Consider the following 18446-nt stretch of genomic DNA (forward strand, 5'->3'; position numbering starts at 1 on the left):
TCCTTGGCTCTATCTATAGGAATTAGGGTATCAATCAGGAACAAACAGTAGAATATTATCGAGTTTATAAAACTAAGGACGGCAATGAACTCATGAACGCTTTTCTTATACGTATTTCCTTTGCCATTGTATTGACTATTCCCACGTACTCTTCTTTGGCACAAGCTCCTGATGAACATGCCCAACACCATGCCCAACCCAGTGGAACCCCAAGCATGCAAAGCGGGATGCCTAGCACCCAAACTCCCAATACTCAAACTCCTGATGAGCATGCAAAACACCATGCAGGTTCTGGAGGCATGGGTAAAATGATGGGCGAGATGATGAAGGAGCACGGTACGCCTAAAAAAGAACTTTATCCTTCGATGATGCAAGAACCAATGACTCCAGAAGCCTATGAGGACGCAAAACGCTTGGCCGATGAACGAGTCAATCAAGGCAACCAGTTATTAGCTTCTGGGGTTGAAAAACTACGACTTGCCACCCAAAAACACGATGCTGAAGCAATGGAGCAAGCCAACGAACAAATCTGGCTTGGCCAAAACATGATTCAAAGTGGACTTACTGCGCAACGTGCTTTAGCAGAAAAGAAAAACATTCAAGGTACTGCGCTGCAATGGTTTCGAAAAGAAATGAACCTGCCTTTTGAGGAAAGCACGTCTCAGCCCCATGGTTTTTTTGGGCTTTCGTGGTTTCACTACATCATCATGATGCTCTTTGCTTTATTCACGTGTTCCATGCTTTGGATGTACTTCCAAAAAATGAAACGGGTGAGTGTGTTAATGGCCCGATTGACAGGAGGCGGCGCAGAACCGAGTGTCTCTGCCGGTAGTGCGTACTTACCCACCACCCTGACACCACCTGTCGAGCCAATTCCGGTCAATGCAGTGATTGCACCCACTAAATCCAATGCATGGACCGGCAATTTACAAGTAGCCGGTATTTTTGTGGAAACCCCCACGGTGAAAACCTTTCGCCTGGTGGACCCAGCAAGCGGTAAGCTTCCGTTTAATTATCTGCCTGGACAATTCATTACGATAACACTCAATTTAAACGATGTTCCGGTGAAGCGCTCTTATACCATTGCCTCATCCCCCACACTCAGGGATTGCTGTGAAATTACCGTCAAGCATGAAGAAAAAGGAACGGTATCCCACTATTTACACACCCAAGTTCACGAAAACGACGTGCTGCAATGTACCGGTCCTTCAGGCAAATTCACGTTTACAGGACAAGAAGCACAAAGTATCGTGCTCATCGCTGGCGGTGTGGGCATCACGCCGATGATGAGTGTCATTCGCTATTTAACCGACCGCTCCTGGAAAGGTGATATTTTTTTCTTTTTCTGTTGTAAGGATGAAGAAAACATTATTTTTGCAGAAGAAATCGAGTACTTACGCAAACGCTTTCCGAATCTGCATGTGTTTCTTGTTCTTGATAACCTAAGTGAACCCGTAAAGAATCAATTCATTCAAGGACCTCTTACCAAAGACCTTTTAACTAAACACGTCCCTGAACTCATCACGCGCCGCATCCATGTTTGTGGCCCACCACCGATGATGAATGCAGTTAAGATGATGCTTGAAACATTGCAGGTACCAAAAGAGAACATCATCGTTGAAATTTTTTCTGGAGTACTGCCGCCTAAAACAGAACCCCAACGCCCTGAAGAGATTGGAAAAACCGCTGTGGTCAGCTTTGCCAAATCCAATAAAACCGCGGTGCTTACACCGCAAAAAACCATTCTTGAGGCTTCCGAAGATGTGGGCGTTAATATTGAGTATTCCTGTCGAATCGGTGTCTGTGGCATCTGTAAAACAAAACTGCTTAAAGGAAGAGTCACCATGGATGTTGAGGATGGACTTACCAATGAAGATAAAAAACAAAACATCATTCTCGCCTGCCAAGCCAAAGCATGCGACGATGTTGTGGTGGATGCCTAATCATGAAACAGGAACGAACGATTGTCGCCGGTTTGTTTTTGCTGCTACTCATTTTGTGGTTGGGTTTTTTAGTCCATCGCGCACCCACATTTCCAGGAAGTTTAATGGGCGGCATCCTCGCCATCACCGCCGCATCACTTTTCGTGATTCCCTCGTTATTGTATTCAGCAGTGAAACGCATTCCACAATTTAAAGCAAGAATAAGCAAATACATTTCATTGGGAACGCTTTTAACCTGGCATGTATATACAGGTATTTTGGGTTCGATTATTGCCATCCTGCACACGGGGCATCGCTTTGAAAGCAGTATAGGGATTTGGCTTACCACCCTGATGCTACTTACTGTATTTAGTGGTTTTATTGGACGCTATTTTCTTGCTTACACCGCTCAAGAACTGCATGAGAAAAAGGAAATGCTGAATGTATTAGCCTATGAATACAATAAGCTCGTGAATCAATTATCACAACAACCTAATACAAAGCTCACTTCTGCAGCAACACACCATTTTTTAAGTCGCGCAGCGCACGGTCTTTTTGTGCCTGAAAAACCATTTATGGAGACAAATACCCCTCTTTCTTTGCGTACAATGGGACTTGTCGAATCCATTGCAGATGTTGAATATGCCATCAAAATGCATGAAGCACTCAAGCGCAGAACAAGGTATTGGCTTTATTGTCATATAGTCAGTTCATGTGCATTTTATTTATTACTCACGATGCATATTTGGACCGAAATCGATTATGGAATAACATGGGCTTAAATGAAGAAAATTATTGTTATCCTTAGCTTCGTGCTTTTAGTTACAGCATTCATTTATTTTGTCCCTTCGAAAACAGGGCAAAGTATGGTCATGCCGGGAGAGTTATCAGCGGCGCATGCCGAGCTTTCCCAAAACTGCTCTGCCTGCCATACCCCCATTAAGGGGGTTGATGATACCAAATGCATCAGTTGCCATGCTTACGATAAAGCATTGCTGCAAAGACAACCTTCCTCCTTTCATGGCTTTATCGGTCATTGTTCTTCCTGCCATGTGGAACATCAAGGCCGCAATGCCAACTTAAACACCATGGACCATGAAGCCTTAATACAAATTGCTGAAGAATTCCTTAGCGAAAATACACCAAGCCAACATGAGGCTAGTGCAAATCACCCTCTCGTATCCGCCACCGAATCACAACTAAGCTGTGTTGCGTGTCATGGCACAAAGGACAAGCACTTTGGCTTGTTTGGGGAAAACTGTGCCCAATGTCATGCGACGACCCAATGGAGTATTCCTCATTTTAAGCATCCTTCTGTACATTCTCAAGACTGTGCCCAGTGCCATAAGGCGCCGCCCAGTCATTACATGGAGCACTTTGTCATGATTTCCCAAAAAGTTGCGCATGAAGAGTCTGCAAACGTCACACAATGTTATTTATGTCATCAAACAACTTCTTTTAATGACATTAAGGGGGTTGGTTTTTATAAGCATCATTAAAGCCACTAACAACAACTGAAACGTTTTGACTTCTGGCGGAAGTCATTCAAGTGACTGCTTTCATAGTCTGCTTGAACTATTAAGTAAACTTAGAAAGCACTTACTCTGAGAAATAATCTATACTTTTTCTGTATCGGGATACTTATAAAAATGACAAGGAGGTTTTATGTTAAAACTAAGCGCATTCATTATTCTTACTACTTTGAGCTTGACGACGCCCATACTCTATGCGGAAGACATGTCTTCTGATATGAATATGAATCAGATGTCTGATAAGCAAACACAAAACACAACGCAACAATCAACACCAATGCAACAACTGCAACAAGAAATGAAAAAACTGCAGGAGGTGCATGAGAAACTGATGAATGCAAAAACACCTGCAGAAAAGAAAACCGCATTCCAAACTCAAATGTCCATGATGCAACATGGAATGGAAATGATGCAACAGATGGGTATGGGGAGTGATGCAGCGGCTCAACCAGAAATGATGAAACAGCGCATGGAAATGATGCAGAGGATGATGCACATGATGATGGATTCTCAAAAAATGATGATGAATGATAAAATGATGGGATGCCACATGATGGAATAAACAAATTCACTCAGTGGAATCATGGAATGAAAATACAGTAAGGAAGTGTTAGTCGCATAACTCCTTCATCCGTGCTGAGGGAGGAGTTATGCGACTTTATGAGTAGATTTTGGGTACTCAATTCCGTGTTTTACATGTACTGCCCACCGTTAATATCAAGATTGGCCCCCGTGATAAACCCAGCGTCAGGCGCTGCCAAAAAAGCCACAGCATTGGCAATTTCTTGTGGCGTTCCTAAACGTCCCACCGGAATGGCGCTCACAATTGATTTTAAGACGTCTTCGCGCATGGCGGCAAGCATGGGTGTTTCAATATAACCAGGTGAAATGGTATTCACCGTAATGCCTTTATTGGCTACTTCTAAGGCTAAGCTTTTACTAAACCCAAATAAAGCAGCTTTGGTAGCAGCATAATTGCATTGTCCAAACTGACCTTTACGACCATTAATCGAGGAAATACTAATAATCCGTCCATAACCTTTATCCAACATCGCAGGTAACACATTGCGAGTCATATTGAATACACTGGTCAAGTTTGCATCAATAACCTGTTGCCATTGTTGAGAAGTCATTTTCTTCAAGGTGGTATCACAGGTAATCCCGGCATTGTTCACCAAAACATCAATCCGCCCATAGCGCTCCATCATCAAGTCAGTCAGTTTTTCGCAATCAGAAAACTGTGTGGTATCCGCATAAAGGATATCCATTTCAAGACCTGCTTCTTTTTGAGCCGTTTGCCATTGTTTTGCTTCATCATGATTACCATTCTTAAAATAACAGGCAATAACCCGATAATCAGCCGCCAAACGCTGACAAATTGCAGAGCCTATTCCACCTGTTCCTCCGGTGACAACTGCTGTTCTTTGTTCCATCAACATCACTCCTTTGTTATTTTTTATTCCCATTAGGTTACATGACACGTTTACAACAAAAGGACGCTTACTTATCCTTTGATGTTATAACCACTATCGACATAAATCACTTGTCCGGTAACACAACGTGCCTTATCAGATAAAAGAAATGTGGTTACTTCACCTATTGCTTCAAGGGTAACCCGCTGATGAAGCGGCGCCTGCTTGGCCGCTTTTTCCATCAGTTTATCAAAATCGGCAAGGCCTGAAGCAGCACGGGTCTGTATTGGGCCAGGGGATAGTGCATTCACTCGGATATTTTTAGGTCCAAGCTCCACTGCCAAATAACGTACAGAAGCTTCAAGAGCCGCCTTAACCGGCCCCATAAGGTTGTAATTCGTTACGACCTTCTCCGCCCCATAATAGCTCATAGTGACAATTGAGCCTCCTTTTGTCATCATGGGCTCAGCGGCCTTAGCAAGCCTTATCAATGAATGACAAGAGATGTCCATAGCCATCAGAAATCCTTCCCGCGAACTGTCTACAACACGGCCTTGTAAATCAGTTCTTGGAGCAAATGCGATCGCATGAATGATAAAATCAAGTCGTCCCCATTGTTCTTCTATCGTATCGAATAAAGAGTTTAACTGTTCCTCATTGGTCACATCAAGAGGCATAAAAATAGGCGATACAACGTGCTCCGCTAACGGTTGTATGTATGTTTTCGTTTTATTATTCTGATAAGTAATTGCAAGCTTCGCACCTGCTGCATGAAGCACTTTGGCACAACCCCAAGCAATGGACTGTTCGTTAGCAACACCAACAATAAGCCCTTTTCTATTATCCATAAACATCACTCCTTATGTTCTCTAGAAGTGTCAACGTACACAGTACCATAACCTATTCTTTATTAACATTTTAGTAAAACACCTAGATTTTTATCCTTGATGAATGAGTATTGTGCATCAGAATATCTTCTTGAATCGCTTGGATCATTTAATTTTTCCTTGATTTCTGGCCATCACCATTCTCACGGCCAATGCGCAAGATAAAAGTCTTGCCCGTAGTGAATCAGCCCGACTTAAGAGGATAATAGGAACACGTGCTCCAAGAACGATGCCTGCAGCATCCGCGTGCTCTAGAAAAGTCAATTGTTTTGCCAGGATATTGCCTGATTCAATTTCAGGAACAAGAAGAATATCCGCGTCACCCGCCACCGAGGATGTAATGCCTTTCTCTTGCGCCGCCTCTTTACTGATGGCGTTATCAAAAGCCAATGGGCCATCAAGTATCGCATCCGTAATCTGACCCCGATCGGCCATTTTACACAAGATGGCTGCATCAACCGTCGCCTGCATTTTAGGGTTAAGTAACTCAACGGCTGCAAGAATTGCAACTTTAGGCTTTTGATCTTCACCATGTAGGATTCGCCAAAGATTAATCGCGTTTTGACAAATATCTGCCTTGTCGCTGGCATTAGGCGCAATATTAATTGCTGCATCGGTAATTATTAGCGGCTTGTGATAGGAGGGCACATCCATGACATAAGCATGACTTAACCGATATTTTGTACGAAGCCCTGCGGCTGTAGGCACAATGGCAGACATCAATTCGTCTGTATGCAGCGATCCCTTCATAATCGCATCAACCCCGCCAGAAGCGGCTAATTCCGCTGCTGCAGCTGCTGCCGCATCACTGTGATCTACATCGAGAAGTTCCCATTGTGACGTATCGATTCCTGCTTTTTGAGCTGCCGCTTCGATTTTTATTTGCGGTCCAATGAGCACAGGAAGAATCAACCCTGACTTTACTGCATCCGCTACAGCTTCCAGCACACTCGCTTGCACGGGATGAACCACTGCAGTACGAATAGCTGGGATGCATTTACAGGATTTAATAATGCGACGAAAAGGATCGGGACGATGAATCACCACTTGGGGTAGTTGGGTACGCGCAACACGGATTTTTTGTATCGGCGCCAAAACCACAGCCACGCCTTTGACCACAACTTCTCCCCGCTGATTTACTCCTTTACAATCAAAAGTCACAATGGGTTTGTCCGTACCTTTGTCCCGGACAATAAGGGTCACCGTAATCGCATCACCAATCCGCACCGGCTTTTTAAATTCAATCTCTTGCTTCAGATAAATGGTACCTGGTCCTGGAAGCACCGTACCCAGCAACGCTGAAATCAGTGAACCGGACCACATGCCATGACCTACAACGCCATGAAAGAGATCGCTTTGGGCAAATATGGGATCAACATGCGCAGGATTGATATCCCCTGACATGGCAGCAAAAAGATCGATATCTTCTTGGGTTAAGATTCGATTAAAGCTCGCTTGCTGACCCAGCGTTAATTCATCAAAAGTGACATTCTCAAGAAATTCCTTATCCATAGTCATCCTTTTATTTCTGCAGCACATAAGTTCCAGGTGCCGCAGGCAAAGACCTATCCATAGGCGGTGGGGCAACTCGTTCAGGAGTTGATTGAGCCACCAACCACTTATGCCAGGCAATCCACCAAGAACCCTCTTTTTTTTGTGCCACCTTAAGCCAATTCTCAGAATTTAAGTACACTTCATGTTGTTTATGCTCATGGATCCGATACGTGCGTCCACGATGACCAGGTTCGCTGATAACTCCTGCATTATGTCCCCCATTGGCTAACACAAAAGTAATGGAGCTATCCAGCATCAGATGGACTTTATAAACTGAGCGCCAAGGAGCCACATGATCTTGTTCAGTACCCACGACAAAAGCAGGTACATGAATGGTTTCAGGAGCCACAGGTTCCCCCTCAACTATAAAACGCCCCTCAGCAAAGTCATTATGCAAGAACAATTTTTCAAGGTATTCACTGTGCATTTTATAGGGCATACGTGTAGCATCCGCATTCCACGCCAACAAATCAATCATCCCTCGCTCTTTGCCCTCCATATAATCATGGATCATTTTCGACCAAATAAGATCATAGGAACGCAACATTTGAAATGTTCCCGCCATCTGTTTGGTATCTAAGTAACCCTGGTCTTGCATCATGTTTTTAAGAAAAGCAACTTGACTTTCAGTAACAAACAGCATCAATTCGCCGGCTTCAGTAAAGTCCCCTTGTGCTGCCAAAAGAGTTAAGCTTTTAAGGCGCGTATCCTGATTTTGCGCCATAGCCGCTGCCGTAATCATTGCCAAAGTTCCACCAAGGCAATAGCCCATGAGATGAATGTTTACTTTTGGAAAGATAGTGGACACCGCATCCACCGCTGCCATAGCCCCTAATCGATAGTAATCATCCATGCTTAAGTTTTTATCCTCACTATCTGGATTACGCCAGGAAACGATGAATACGGTATGTCCTTGGGCTACCAGCCACTTCACCATGGAGTTTTCAGGAGATAAATCAAGAATATAATATTTCATAATCCAGGCAGGCAAAATTAAAATCGGTTCTTGCAACACCGTCTTTGTTTGCGGTTCATATTGAAGCAATTCGATGAGATGATTGCGATAGACTACTCGGCCTGGAGTATTTGCTACCGCTTTACCCGGCGTGAAATGTTCTACACCCGCTGGAGGTATGCCGGTTAGCCGCTCTGCAATATCTTTGATTGCAATTTCCGTACCTCGAATTAAGTTCAGTCCCCCTGTGTTTATGGTTTCATAAAAAAGCTCGGGATTTGTTAAAAAGAAATTAGAAGGCGATAAGGCATCGAGTATTTGACGCACCGTAAACGAAATCGTACGCTCCACAGGCTGAGGCAAGCCAGGTAAGTCCGTTGTCGCTAAGCGACACCAATTCTCTGTTAAGAGAAACCCTTCTGCCCACCACCGCCAAGGTAAGTATTGCCAACTGTCTTTATGAAAGCGAACATCTTCCCCATTGCCTGGTCTATCTTGACTGCACATCACTTTATTGACGCAATCATCGGCGTGCACGAACGGATAGAGTGCCAACTCGAATAAACGCCCTGGTGATTGCCTAAGTTGAGAAAGCCAAGACAAATACGAAGTCTCTAATGCCGCTGGACTCATTCCTGCCGAAAGCTTAGCAAGATTAGCCTGAAAAAAAGCATCCAAATTTTTAAAAAAAGGATCGGGGCGAATTTCCGGAGTGCAACAAACATGTTCACACTCACCTTCGGTCTTCATCTTCTCACAGCATACTTTATCTTCCTTCTTCATCATTCATCCCTAATATGGCTCAAAATAATGCACTTTAGTATTCCATGCTTATCCTTTTTCATGCATCCTTAGTGACCTTATTGCTGCTTGTTCATTACTTTTGCTTCCTGCCACACTAAAAAAACAGCAGGGATCACAATAAGAGTGAGAATCGTCGCAGTAATCATGCCCCCCACCATGGGCGCGGCAATACGACGCATGATTTCAGATCCTGTTCCACCACCAAGCATAATCGGCAGCAGTCCGCCAATAATTGCTAATACCGTCATCATCTTAGGCCTTAGGCGAAGTACGGCGCCTTCAACCACGGCACTTTGAACGTTTTCTTTGGTGAGTTCCCGATTTTCTTGTTGTGCTAATTGCTTCTGCTTTTGTAATGCTTGATCCAAATAAATAAGCATAATCACTCCTGTCTCTGCAGAAACACCTGCTAGCCCAATAAAGCCCACACCAACGGCAATGGATAAATAATAGCCTAGTAAATAAATAAACCAGATGCCACCCACGAGTGCTAAAGGCAGCGTGCCAAGAATAATGAATACTTCTGAAAAACGCTTAAAATTCAAATAAAGCAACACGACAATAATCAGAAGCGTTAAGGGAATAACAATCATAAGCCGTGCTTGGGCACGTTGCATGTACTGATATTGCCCCGTCCATATAAGGCTGTAACCAGGAGGCAGCTTAATCTTTTGTTTCACGACTTGTTGGGCTTCATTGGTGTAAGAACCCAAATCACGTCCTGTAATATCCACATAAATCCAGCCTGAGGGGCGTGTATTTTCTGTTTTAATCATGTCAGGACCATTGGTTACCGATAATGTGGCAACCGCCTCTAAGGGGATGTGTGCCCCAGTAGGTGTTACAATAGGTAGCTGACGTAATTGTTCGACTGAATCACGCACAAATTGCGGATAACGTAAATTCACCGGATATCGTTCAAGTCCTTCAACCGTCTGCGTAATATTCATGCCGCCTACGGCATTTTCAATCATCTCCTGTACGTCACGGATGTTTAATGCATAACGTGATGCTTTTAAACGATCAATATCCACATTCACATAGCGGGCACTCACAACACGTTCGGCAAACACAGAGGCAGTTCCTGGTAAGGGTTTAAGTACCTGTTCAATTTGCTCTCCGATCTTTTGAATAACATTCAAGTCAGGACCGATAATTTTAATCCCTAATGGCGTTTTAATCCCCGTAGCCAGCATATCAATACGGTTACGAATGGGCATAACCCATACATTACTTACTCCAGGTATCTGTACGTGTTGATCGAGCTCATCTCTAATTTTTTCAAAAGTCATGCCCGGACGCCATTCGCTTTGTGGCTTAAATTGAATGGTCGTTTCAATCATTGACATGGACGCAGGATCGGTTGCTGTTTCAGCACGACCAATTTTCCCAAACGCAGATTTTACTTCCGGAACCGTAAGAATGAGTTTATCAATTTGCTGGATGAGCTGTTGTGCCTTACCCACAGAAATTGCTGGGAACGTGGTGGGCATATAAAGGAGCGTACCTTCATTTAAAGGCGGCATAAATTCAGAGCCTAAGCGAGTGATGGGCCAAAAACCAATGACCACAAGGATGAACGCGATGGCTAAAATCTTTTTTGGTGCTTTGAGCACTGCTTGAATCACTGGGTGATATACTGCTTGCAAGACCCGATTCAAAGGATTCTCGGTTTCAGGACGAATGTGCCCGCGAATAAGATAACCCATCAGCACCGGAACTAAGGTAATGGATAAAGCAGCCGCACACGCCATAGCATACGTTTTAGTAAACGCTAAGGGCGCAAATAAACGGCCTTCCTGCGCTTGTAATGTAAATATAGGGAGGAAACTAAACATAATGATCAGCAAGGAAAAAAAGAGCGAAGGCCCCACTTGTAACGTCGCTTCTTGAATAATTTGCCACCTATTTTCTTTGGTCACTTCTGTCTGCTCAAAATGCTTGTGCACGTTTTCTATCATGACAATGGCCGCGTCCACCATCACTCCAATAGCAATAGCAATCCCTCCTAAGGACATGATGTTTGCCGTGATGCCTTGCCAATACATGATAATAAAAGAAGCCAGGATGCCAATGGGCAGTGTAATGATAATCACCAAAGCCGAACGCAAATGAAACAAAAAGACAAAACAAATAATCGAAACCAATACAAACTCTTCAAATAACTTATCCTTAAGGGTGCTTACTGCCCGTTGAATGAGGCTTGAACGATCATAGGTTTCAACCATTTTTACACCCGGTGGCAAACTGTCTTTTAGTTCTGCCAATTTTGCTTTAACCGCTTCAATGGTTTTTTTGGCATTTTCACCAAAACGCATTACAATCACCCCACCGACCACTTCACCTTGACCATTTAATTCAGCGATACCGCGACGATTTTCTGGTCCAAGACGAATCGTGGCCACATCAGATAAGAGAATGGGCGTCCCTTGTTTTGAAACACCTAAAGGAATATTCTCAAAATCAGAGCGTTTTTTTAGATAGCCACGGGCACGTACTATATAGTCTGCTTCCCCCATTTCAATGGTAGAACCCCCTACTTCTTGGTTGGCATCACGAATGGCTGAAATGACTTGTGACAGTGTTAAATCATAAGCACGTAATTTACTCGGGTCCAGAACCACTTCATAGCGACGCACCATCCCACCAATTCGCGCGACTTCAGAAACTCCTGGCACTTTTTGCAATTGAAACTTTAAATACCAATCTTGAAGGGTTGTTAACTGCGATAAATCATGCTTTCCGGTGGTATCCACTAACGCATACTCATAAACCCAGCCAACTCCTGTTGCATCAGGTCCTAATGCCGTACTGACATTGGCCGGTAAACGGTTTTGCACTTGGCTTAAATACTCAAGCACGCGAGAACGTGCCCAATACAGATCCGTTCCATCTTTAAAAATCAAGTAAATATAAGAATCATCAAAAGCAGACTGGCCTCTTACGGTTTCAGCACCTGGTACCACAATAAGTTTTGTAGTCAAAGGATAAGTCACTTGATCTTCGACAATTTGTGGTGCCTGTCCTGGATAAAATGACTTAACAATGACTTGTACGTCAGATAAATCAGGAATCGCGTCTAATGGTGTTTGTTTGATTATGTAAATACCCGAAAAAATCAATAAAAAAGTAGCCAAAAGTATAAAAGCTCGATTCTGGATGGACCAGCGAATAATGGCCGCAATCATCGACAATACTCCCCTAGAATGAAGCGATTCATTTCATGATGCATTTATTTACTCTTCTCAGTATCTAAGCGCTGTAAACTTGCTTTTAGACTCGCCTCAGAATCAATTAGAAATTCTCCTGAAGTCACCACGAGCTCCCCTTTTTTTAATCCAGACAAGATTTCGACCCGCGAACCGGATTCCATACCGGGTGTGACAGATTGCACCTTAAATCGACCTTCTCCTAAAGAGACAATGACCCGAGTTCCTTCCTGTGTTTGTATCAGCGCTTCTTTAGGGATGCTTAACACATTGGTCAATGGAGTGACGGGTAAGGTAATCATCGCGTACATATTGGGCTTTAAAAAAGTATCCGGGTTATCAAACCGTAAGCGAACTTTAACCGTGCGAGTTTTGAGGTTTAGCTCAGGATAAACATATTCAATAGCGCCTTTCCAGGTTTTACCAGGAAAAGCAGGAAAGGCGGCTTTTGCAGGACCACCTACCTTGACCCATGAGGCTTGTTGTTCAAAAACCTCTACCATAACCCAAATGGTGGATAGATCCACAATACTCATGATGTCCTTTTCCGGGGTGACTTGCGTGCCTTCACGAACATTCAACGCAGCCACAATACCTTTTTGTGGGCTATAAATATCAATCAAATGACTTGTTTTATGCGTTTTCTTCAATTGTTGAATTTGAGATTCGGCCATCCCCAGAGCAAGTAGCTTTTGCCAAGATGCCTCAATGAGGGACTGCTGTTTGCTTTGCAGGGCAATCAAATATTCTTCTTCTGCATTCACTAAAGTACGAGAATACAGTTGAAAGAGCAATTGTCCTTTTGTAACGGTCGCGGCTGTAGTTTTGACAACCAAGTTCTGAATCCACCCATCAACATAGGAATGAATATGACTGATTCGATTCTCATCAGGACTTACATAACCTACTGTTTCAATCTTGCGAAAGAGTGTCCCTTCAATAACAGGAGCAGTACGCACACCTAAATTATCGACAATTTCAGGTGCAATCCGTATCGTTACTTCTCCTTTCGCATTTTGCTCGGTATCTGCGTAAACGGGAACCAATTTCGTTCCCATTGGCGACACCCCTGGCTCCTTATAGCGCACCATAGGATTCATGGGGTCAATCCAAAAAAGAGGCTTTTTCTCATTGCTAGCACTTTGTTGATTGGCTGACTTTTCGGCATAAAAACTATATTTTATTAACCCAATCAAAATAATTATTAGTAAAATAACCGTCAGCAGACCGATTTTCCTTTTCATCTAAGTTTTTCCTTGTATGTAAAGAAGCGCCACATGGGTCTTACGCTCATCCACCTGTACGCGCAATTGCTCCAACTTGATGTCGAGCTGGCCTGTATAGGCACGCAAAACCGTGGTCATATCCGTTGTAGCACTTTGATAGGCACGTAAAGCTGCTGTTGCATTTTGTGCTGCCTCTGGCATAAGTTTTTGGGTAAACAAAGTCTCACGTCGTATCAACTGCGTCCATGTCGCATAAGATCCAATAAGCATTTCTTTTAAATCGCGATAATGTGCGGCTCTATCTAAGAAAGCAGACTCTAAATTAAGATATTTTGCTTTTAAACGTGGCGTTTGACGATGACGTGGGAAAATGGGTAAATCAATTGTTGCTTGTGCAGTCAACATATTCGCACGAGGTGTCCCATTATCCATATGACCTTGTCTCACCCCATAACTTACATCCAATACAAAACCCGGTTTAAATTGCTCTTTTGCCAGAGCAACTGCTTCGCGACTTGCATTAATCGTTCCTAAATCTGCTTTTAATAAAGGATGAGACTGCATTTTAGTTTGTAACACACTTAATGGTGGTGGCTTAGGTAAGTGAGGTAAATGAGCACTCAGTGGACGTTTGGCTTCTTCTTGACCGACCCAACGCCCCAATTTTGCCCGGACTTGCTCAATCTGTTCTTTAATTTGAACTTGGTTGTCATCCAAATGGGATAATTCTAATTGTACTTGCAGCACATCCGATTGAGTCACTTTTGCTGCAGCATATTGTGATTGTGCAACTTTCAGTAAGTACCTGAATAATTGACGATTGGTACGAATAATCTCTCCTGCATGTTCCCAATAATATAATTCAAGCCAAGCCTCTCTTACAGTACGCAATACTGCAAGCGACTGCTCTTGGAAGCGCTCACGCGTTGCTCTTGCCTCAGCGAGGGTTTGTCGTGATTTGATTGCTAAAGAATGTCCAGGTGGAAAACGTTGTTCCAGGCCTCCCATAATCATGGTCATCTCATCTTGCGTAAAACTAAAGTTATTGGTAGGCACATTAAGAGTTCCCGCCATTAATTTGGGATCGGGTAATTGTTTATCCGCAATGGCTTTTTGATCTAATGCTAAGGCATCCGCGCGCAAACGTTTCAACTCAGGAGCCTGTTGGATTGCAAGTTGTCCTGCTTCAAAAAAAGAAAGGGGTGTTGATAATCGAGCTGCATAGGCATTTAATGACCATACAACAGTAATTGTCGATAATAATCCCAAAATCCCTTTCATCAACAGTTGCGTTGATTTAAAACTAATCAACTTCATGAAGCAATATCCCAATTACTTACAAATTCATTTAAATTATTTAAAACATCACTATACTCTTTATTTTTAACTAATCCAAGTTGTGGCGTTATTTAGAACCTTTAGGAACACACAATGCCTCAAAACCCGAGATGACATCAAATAATTCCTCATCAATTTTTTCTTGACGAAAACGATGAAAGGTTCGATTAAGTAATTCGAGTAATTCATCAATATTTTTATCTGCACGCTGCATCGAAATGAGCCGACTCGCATTCTCGCTTGCTAGTGATTCAGCACAGGCCCTAAATAGTGAAACAAAAAGATATTCGCGAATTAAAGCGCGCAAGGTAGTCGTCCTATCCCCTAAGATTTGCGGCAATTTCTTTGTCGGCCAAGGTAATTGCGACAATTGATATCGCCATTGTTCATCAAGCGGCAGTAACCGTTGCCCTGTAGGCTGATAAACGGCCCCGGTCACATGACGATTATAGAAAAGATACAGCTCATTGATTTCAATGTCATCATGGAATATCGCACTCTCAATCAAAATTTGTTCTACTAAAGGAGAAATTGCTTTAATGGAGTTAGGGACTGAAAAAAGTCCACACAAAGGTAAGCCAATATCGTTCATGCGCCCATAAACACGCTCACCAACAGCCCATACATGGAGTGTTCCTGGTAACACACTCAGAGTCTTAAAGGCATATTCTGCTACTAAGTCATTAAATTGCCCGACTAATCCTTGATCGGAACCAAATACAACTGCGCCTATTTCACCTACACCCGTTTTTTCTTTTACCTGTCCAACTTTGAGTTTCATATCTCGAAAACAAACAGATAATCCGAGTTCCAATGCATGGTAGTAATCAGTCAAAGCCTGAACCGACTTCTCATATTGGCCAATGCTTGCAGCAGCTAAAGCTTTCATCGTGCGCACAACCGATTGAAGTTCTTCAGCACCGGTGATCTTTCGATGTAAACTTGCAGTAGTATCACTCATGCTCTTCTCTTATATCGAGATTTTGATGTTCTTTCTATCCGGTGCTGATTCAAAAACAACAAGCACTTTTTTAGCCAGTTGCAAAATCAGCTTACGATCTTCATCACTCAATACCTTTCCAGTGATTAGCCGCTCACCAACTTCTCCAGGAATAACGTTCACCCCACCAATTAGAGCATGCTCTGCCTCACTCATCTTATCAAGCGGAATCAGATCAAAATATCCAGCGGTTAAAGCGAATAAAACAGTTATTTGGGCGATTACAGCTACCGGAGCAGATTCCTGTTGTTTAAGGCATGAACGAATTCGCCATCCGTGTTCTAGGATTTTACGAGACGCCTCATCTAAGCGTGCCCCAAATCGGGCAAAACTCTCAAGTTCTTCGAACTGCGCATAAGCCAATTTGAGATCCCCTGCTACTTCATGATAGGCAGCGCGCTGTGCTTTTCCGCCAACCCTTGATACCGAGCGACTGACATCCACTGCAGGAAGCATGCCTAATTCAAACAGTGATGGGGAGAGATAAATTTGTCCATCAGTGATTGAAATAAGATTGGTAGGAATATAAGCAGACATATCCTCTGCTTCGGTTTCAATAATAGGAAGTGCTGTAATCGAACCGTTCCCCAGTCGCTCATGTAAATGTGTTGCACGTTCCAGAAGTCGAGAATGAATGTAAAAAATATCCCCAGGAAATGCTTCACGACCAGGTGGACGTCGCAGTAATAAAGAGAGTTCGCGATAGGCTCGAGCATGATGGGTCAGATCATCATAAACAATCAATACATCTTGACCTTGCTCCATGAAATGCTCTGCGATACTGGTTGCAACATAAGGTGCGATGTATGCAAGACCGGGTGCCTCATTACCTTCAGTAACTACTACAATGGTGTAAGCAAACGCTTTTTTTTCATTCAATGTTGCTATAACTTTAGCTACCCCTGAAGTCCTTTGACCAATAGCGCAATAAATACAGACCACATTTTGATCATGCTGATTGAGTATGGTGTCAAGAGCTATTGCCGTTTTACCTGATTGTCTGTCACCAAGGATCAATTCCCGCTGACCTCGTCCAATGGGAATAAGCGCATCGATCACCTTAATTCCCGTCTGTAAAGGAACAGTGACCGCTGCTCTGTCCATAATCGAAGGTGCAGGCCGTTCAATAGGGAGACGTTTACTCAAAACTAAAGGTCCTTTTCCGTCGAGTGGCCGGCCTAATGGATCAATTACCCGTCCTATCAATCCACTGCCTACTGCAACATCCATAACACGTCCGGTGCGTTCTACTTCATCACCTGCTCGTAGATGATCGTATTCACCAAGGAGAACCACACCAATCTCATCCTCTTCGATATCAAATGCAATGCCAAATACATCTCCAGGAAATTGGACTAATTCTTCAAAACCGACACCAGGAAGGCCTCGAACCTTAGCAATGCCTGTGGAAATCATACTAATGGTACCTACTTCACGAGGTGTGCATTGCCATTTAAAAGCGTCACGCACTTGGCTGATTCCTGCGAACGTAGTGTTGATAATCTCGTGTAGATTGTTCGATTCCATCGTCAATGACTCAGTGTTTTAAAATCCGATTTGAATTGTTCTTGAAAAAATGCGTCCACGTGATTTTGCAAATCGCTTAAGTAATCTGCCACATTCCATCCAATCTTTTGTCCATTAATGACCAGCTCAATACCCGTAATCAGATGAGAAGAGGTCTCAAACTGAATCGAAATGTCGGTATCGGGACCAATAATTTCATTGACACCCTTTTCAAGGGCATGTCGTTGGGCTGACGAAAGCTCAAATCCTGAGCGTATGAGTACCCCAAAAGATGAGTCTTTAGTCATTGACGCCAGTTGTTCTTTTACTTCATCTTGGTTCTTAAGGAACCGATCTATAAGCTGGGATTCAAAGTGAGTATTTGCAAGCTCAATGAATATTTTTCTTGTAAGAGAAAAAACCTCTTCTTCAATGCGAGTGGTAATTTCTTGGCGTAAGTTGAATTGTTCTCTTCTCAATGATTCTTTCCATTGCACGCGTAAATCATCAACTTCGCATCTGGCCTCATCAGTAAGTCGCTTACGTTCAACAGTTACCTCATCAGTTGCTTCTTTCAGGAGCAGTGCGCGTTGTTGGTTGAATTCTTCATTCTGCTTGTGAAGTGTATCCCGCTCTTTTTGAGCTTCAGCTTCTTTTGCACTAGCCGCCGCAATCACCGAGGCGATTCGCTCTTCTCGCGCATCGATCGCATGCAGAATGGGATGATATAAAAAGCGTTTGAGTAACCAAATTAAAATGAGAAAATTGATTACTTGTGCAATAACAGTAAACCAATCAATTAACATGGTTTATTTCCCCGCCGCCTGAGTAATCACATAATTCCAAAATGGGTTCGCAAAAATAAGAATCATAGACACCACAAAACAATAAATGGCTAAAGATTCAATCATAGCAAGCCCCACAAACAACGTTCGTGTAATGGAGCTCGCGGCATCAGGTTGCTGTGCTAATGAACTTAATGCCATAGCTACTGCGCGTCCTTCACCTAAGGCTGGACCTATTGCACCAAAACCAATAGTAATACCAGCGCTAATGATCGAAGCAATGGCAACAATTCCAATTAGGGTTGTATTGTCCATA

15 protein-coding genes are annotated in these 18446 nt (G+C 43.2%); 4 read left to right on the forward strand and 11 right to left on the reverse strand.

Annotation, left to right across the window (positions count from 1 at the left end; genetic code table 11):
- Positions 1-92 precede the first annotated feature (92 nt).
- The 4 genes from OQJ26_RS11560 (at position 93) to OQJ26_RS11575 (ending at position 4016) form a co-directional block, all read left to right on the forward strand.
- On the forward strand, positions 93-1943 hold the full coding sequence (locus tag OQJ26_RS11560) for a 2Fe-2S iron-sulfur cluster-binding protein (protein WP_265703934.1): 1851 nt from the start codon (positions 93-95) through the stop codon (positions 1941-1943).
- A 2-nt stretch (positions 1944-1945) separates the two neighbouring features.
- Positions 1946-2704, forward strand: coding sequence for a hypothetical protein (locus OQJ26_RS11565; RefSeq protein WP_265703935.1), 759 nt, complete (start codon positions 1946-1948; stop codon positions 2702-2704).
- On the forward strand, positions 2705-3421 hold the full coding sequence (locus OQJ26_RS11570; RefSeq protein WP_265703936.1) for a hypothetical protein: 717 nt from the start codon (positions 2705-2707) through the stop codon (positions 3419-3421).
- A 166-nt stretch (positions 3422-3587) separates the two neighbouring features.
- Complete coding sequence (locus OQJ26_RS11575; RefSeq protein WP_265703937.1) at positions 3588-4016, forward strand: type IV secretion protein Dot; 429 nt, start codon at positions 3588-3590, stop codon at positions 4014-4016.
- Between the two features lie 130 nt (positions 4017-4146).
- Here the strand turns inward: OQJ26_RS11575 and phbB are convergent, their stop codons facing one another.
- From phbB to OQJ26_RS11630, 11 genes are all read right to left on the reverse strand, one after another.
- Entirely contained in the window at positions 4147-4887 is a 741-nt protein-coding gene (phbB, locus tag OQJ26_RS11580; RefSeq protein WP_265703938.1) for an acetoacetyl-CoA reductase, read from the reverse strand.
- 71 nt (positions 4888-4958) lie between these two features.
- Positions 4959-5714, reverse strand: a complete 756-nt coding sequence (gene fabI, locus OQJ26_RS11585; RefSeq protein ID WP_265703939.1) for an enoyl-ACP reductase FabI — start codon at positions 5712-5714, stop codon at positions 4959-4961.
- A gap of 144 nt (positions 5715-5858) precedes the next feature.
- Positions 5859-7265 (reverse strand): bifunctional enoyl-CoA hydratase/phosphate acetyltransferase, encoded by a 1407-nt coding sequence (locus OQJ26_RS11590; protein WP_265703940.1) that lies wholly within the window; start codon positions 7263-7265, stop codon positions 5859-5861.
- A gap of 10 nt (positions 7266-7275) precedes the next feature.
- Positions 7276-9045 (reverse strand): PHA/PHB synthase family protein, encoded by a 1770-nt coding sequence (locus OQJ26_RS11595; protein WP_265704014.1) that lies wholly within the window; start codon positions 9043-9045, stop codon positions 7276-7278.
- 77 nt (positions 9046-9122) lie between these two features.
- Positions 9123-12254, reverse strand: coding sequence for an efflux RND transporter permease subunit (locus OQJ26_RS11600; protein ID WP_265703941.1), 3132 nt, complete (start codon positions 12252-12254; stop codon positions 9123-9125).
- Positions 12255-12298: 44 nt separating this feature from the next.
- Positions 12299-13519: an efflux RND transporter periplasmic adaptor subunit gene (locus tag OQJ26_RS11605; RefSeq protein WP_265703942.1), complete on the reverse strand. Its 1221-nt coding sequence runs from the start codon at positions 13517-13519 to the stop codon at positions 12299-12301.
- Complete coding sequence (locus tag OQJ26_RS11610; RefSeq protein WP_265703943.1) at positions 13520-14818, reverse strand: TolC family protein; 1299 nt, start codon at positions 14816-14818, stop codon at positions 13520-13522.
- 88 nt (positions 14819-14906) lie between these two features.
- Entirely contained in the window at positions 14907-15800 is an 894-nt protein-coding gene (locus OQJ26_RS11615) for a F0F1 ATP synthase subunit gamma (protein ID WP_265703944.1), read from the reverse strand.
- 9 nt (positions 15801-15809) lie between these two features.
- Positions 15810-17366 (reverse strand): alternate F1F0 ATPase, F1 subunit alpha, encoded by a 1557-nt coding sequence (locus OQJ26_RS11620; RefSeq protein ID WP_265703945.1) that lies wholly within the window; start codon positions 17364-17366, stop codon positions 15810-15812.
- Between the two features lie 2 nt (positions 17367-17368).
- A complete protein-coding gene (locus OQJ26_RS11625) occupies positions 17369-18151 on the reverse strand; it encodes a F0F1 ATP synthase subunit B family protein (protein WP_265703946.1) in 783 nt (260 codons plus the stop codon).
- A gap of 3 nt (positions 18152-18154) precedes the next feature.
- Positions 18155-18445 (reverse strand): F0F1 ATP synthase subunit C, encoded by a 291-nt coding sequence (locus OQJ26_RS11630; protein WP_265703947.1) that lies wholly within the window; start codon positions 18443-18445, stop codon positions 18155-18157.
- Between the last annotated feature and the right edge of the window lies 1 nt (position 18446).

The organism is Legionella sheltonii (assembly GCF_026191355.1).
GTDB classification, from domain to species: domain Bacteria; phylum Pseudomonadota; class Gammaproteobacteria; order Legionellales; family Legionellaceae; genus Legionella; species Legionella sheltonii.

Coding starts and splice junctions, on each gene's coding strand:
- OQJ26_RS11575 (WP_265703937.1), top strand. CDS start 3,588: ATGTTAAAACTAAGCGCATTCATTATTCTTACTACTTTGAGCTTGACG.
- OQJ26_RS11570 (WP_265703936.1), top strand. CDS start 2,705: ATGAAGAAAATTATTGTTATCCTTAGCTTCGTGCTTTTAGTTACAGCA.
- OQJ26_RS11565 (WP_265703935.1), top strand. CDS start 1,946: ATGAAACAGGAACGAACGATTGTCGCCGGTTTGTTTTTGCTGCTACTC.
- OQJ26_RS11625 (WP_265703946.1), bottom strand. CDS start 18,151: ATGTTAATTGATTGGTTTACTGTTATTGCACAAGTAATCAATTTTCTC.
- OQJ26_RS11560 (WP_265703934.1), top strand. CDS start 93: ATGAACGCTTTTCTTATACGTATTTCCTTTGCCATTGTATTGACTATT.
- OQJ26_RS11605 (WP_265703942.1), bottom strand. CDS start 13,519: ATGAAAAGGAAAATCGGTCTGCTGACGGTTATTTTACTAATAATTATT.
- OQJ26_RS11615 (WP_265703944.1), bottom strand. CDS start 15,800: ATGAGTGATACTACTGCAAGTTTACATCGAAAGATCACCGGTGCTGAA.
- OQJ26_RS11610 (WP_265703943.1), bottom strand. CDS start 14,818: ATGAAGTTGATTAGTTTTAAATCAACGCAACTGTTGATGAAAGGGATT.
- OQJ26_RS11600 (WP_265703941.1), bottom strand. CDS start 12,254: ATGATTGCGGCCATTATTCGCTGGTCCATCCAGAATCGAGCTTTTATA.
- OQJ26_RS11620 (WP_265703945.1), bottom strand. CDS start 17,366: ATGGAATCGAACAATCTACACGAGATTATCAACACTACGTTCGCAGGA.
- OQJ26_RS11595 (WP_265704014.1), bottom strand. CDS start 9,045: ATGAAGAAGGAAGATAAAGTATGCTGTGAGAAGATGAAGACCGAAGGT.
- phbB (WP_265703938.1), bottom strand. CDS start 4,887: ATGGAACAAAGAACAGCAGTTGTCACCGGAGGAACAGGTGGAATAGGC.
- OQJ26_RS11590 (WP_265703940.1), bottom strand. CDS start 7,265: ATGGATAAGGAATTTCTTGAGAATGTCACTTTTGATGAATTAACGCTG.
- OQJ26_RS11630 (WP_265703947.1), bottom strand. CDS start 18,445: ATGGACAATACAACCCTAATTGGAATTGTTGCCATTGCTTCGATCATT.
- fabI (WP_265703939.1), bottom strand. CDS start 5,714: ATGGATAATAGAAAAGGGCTTATTGTTGGTGTTGCTAACGAACAGTCC.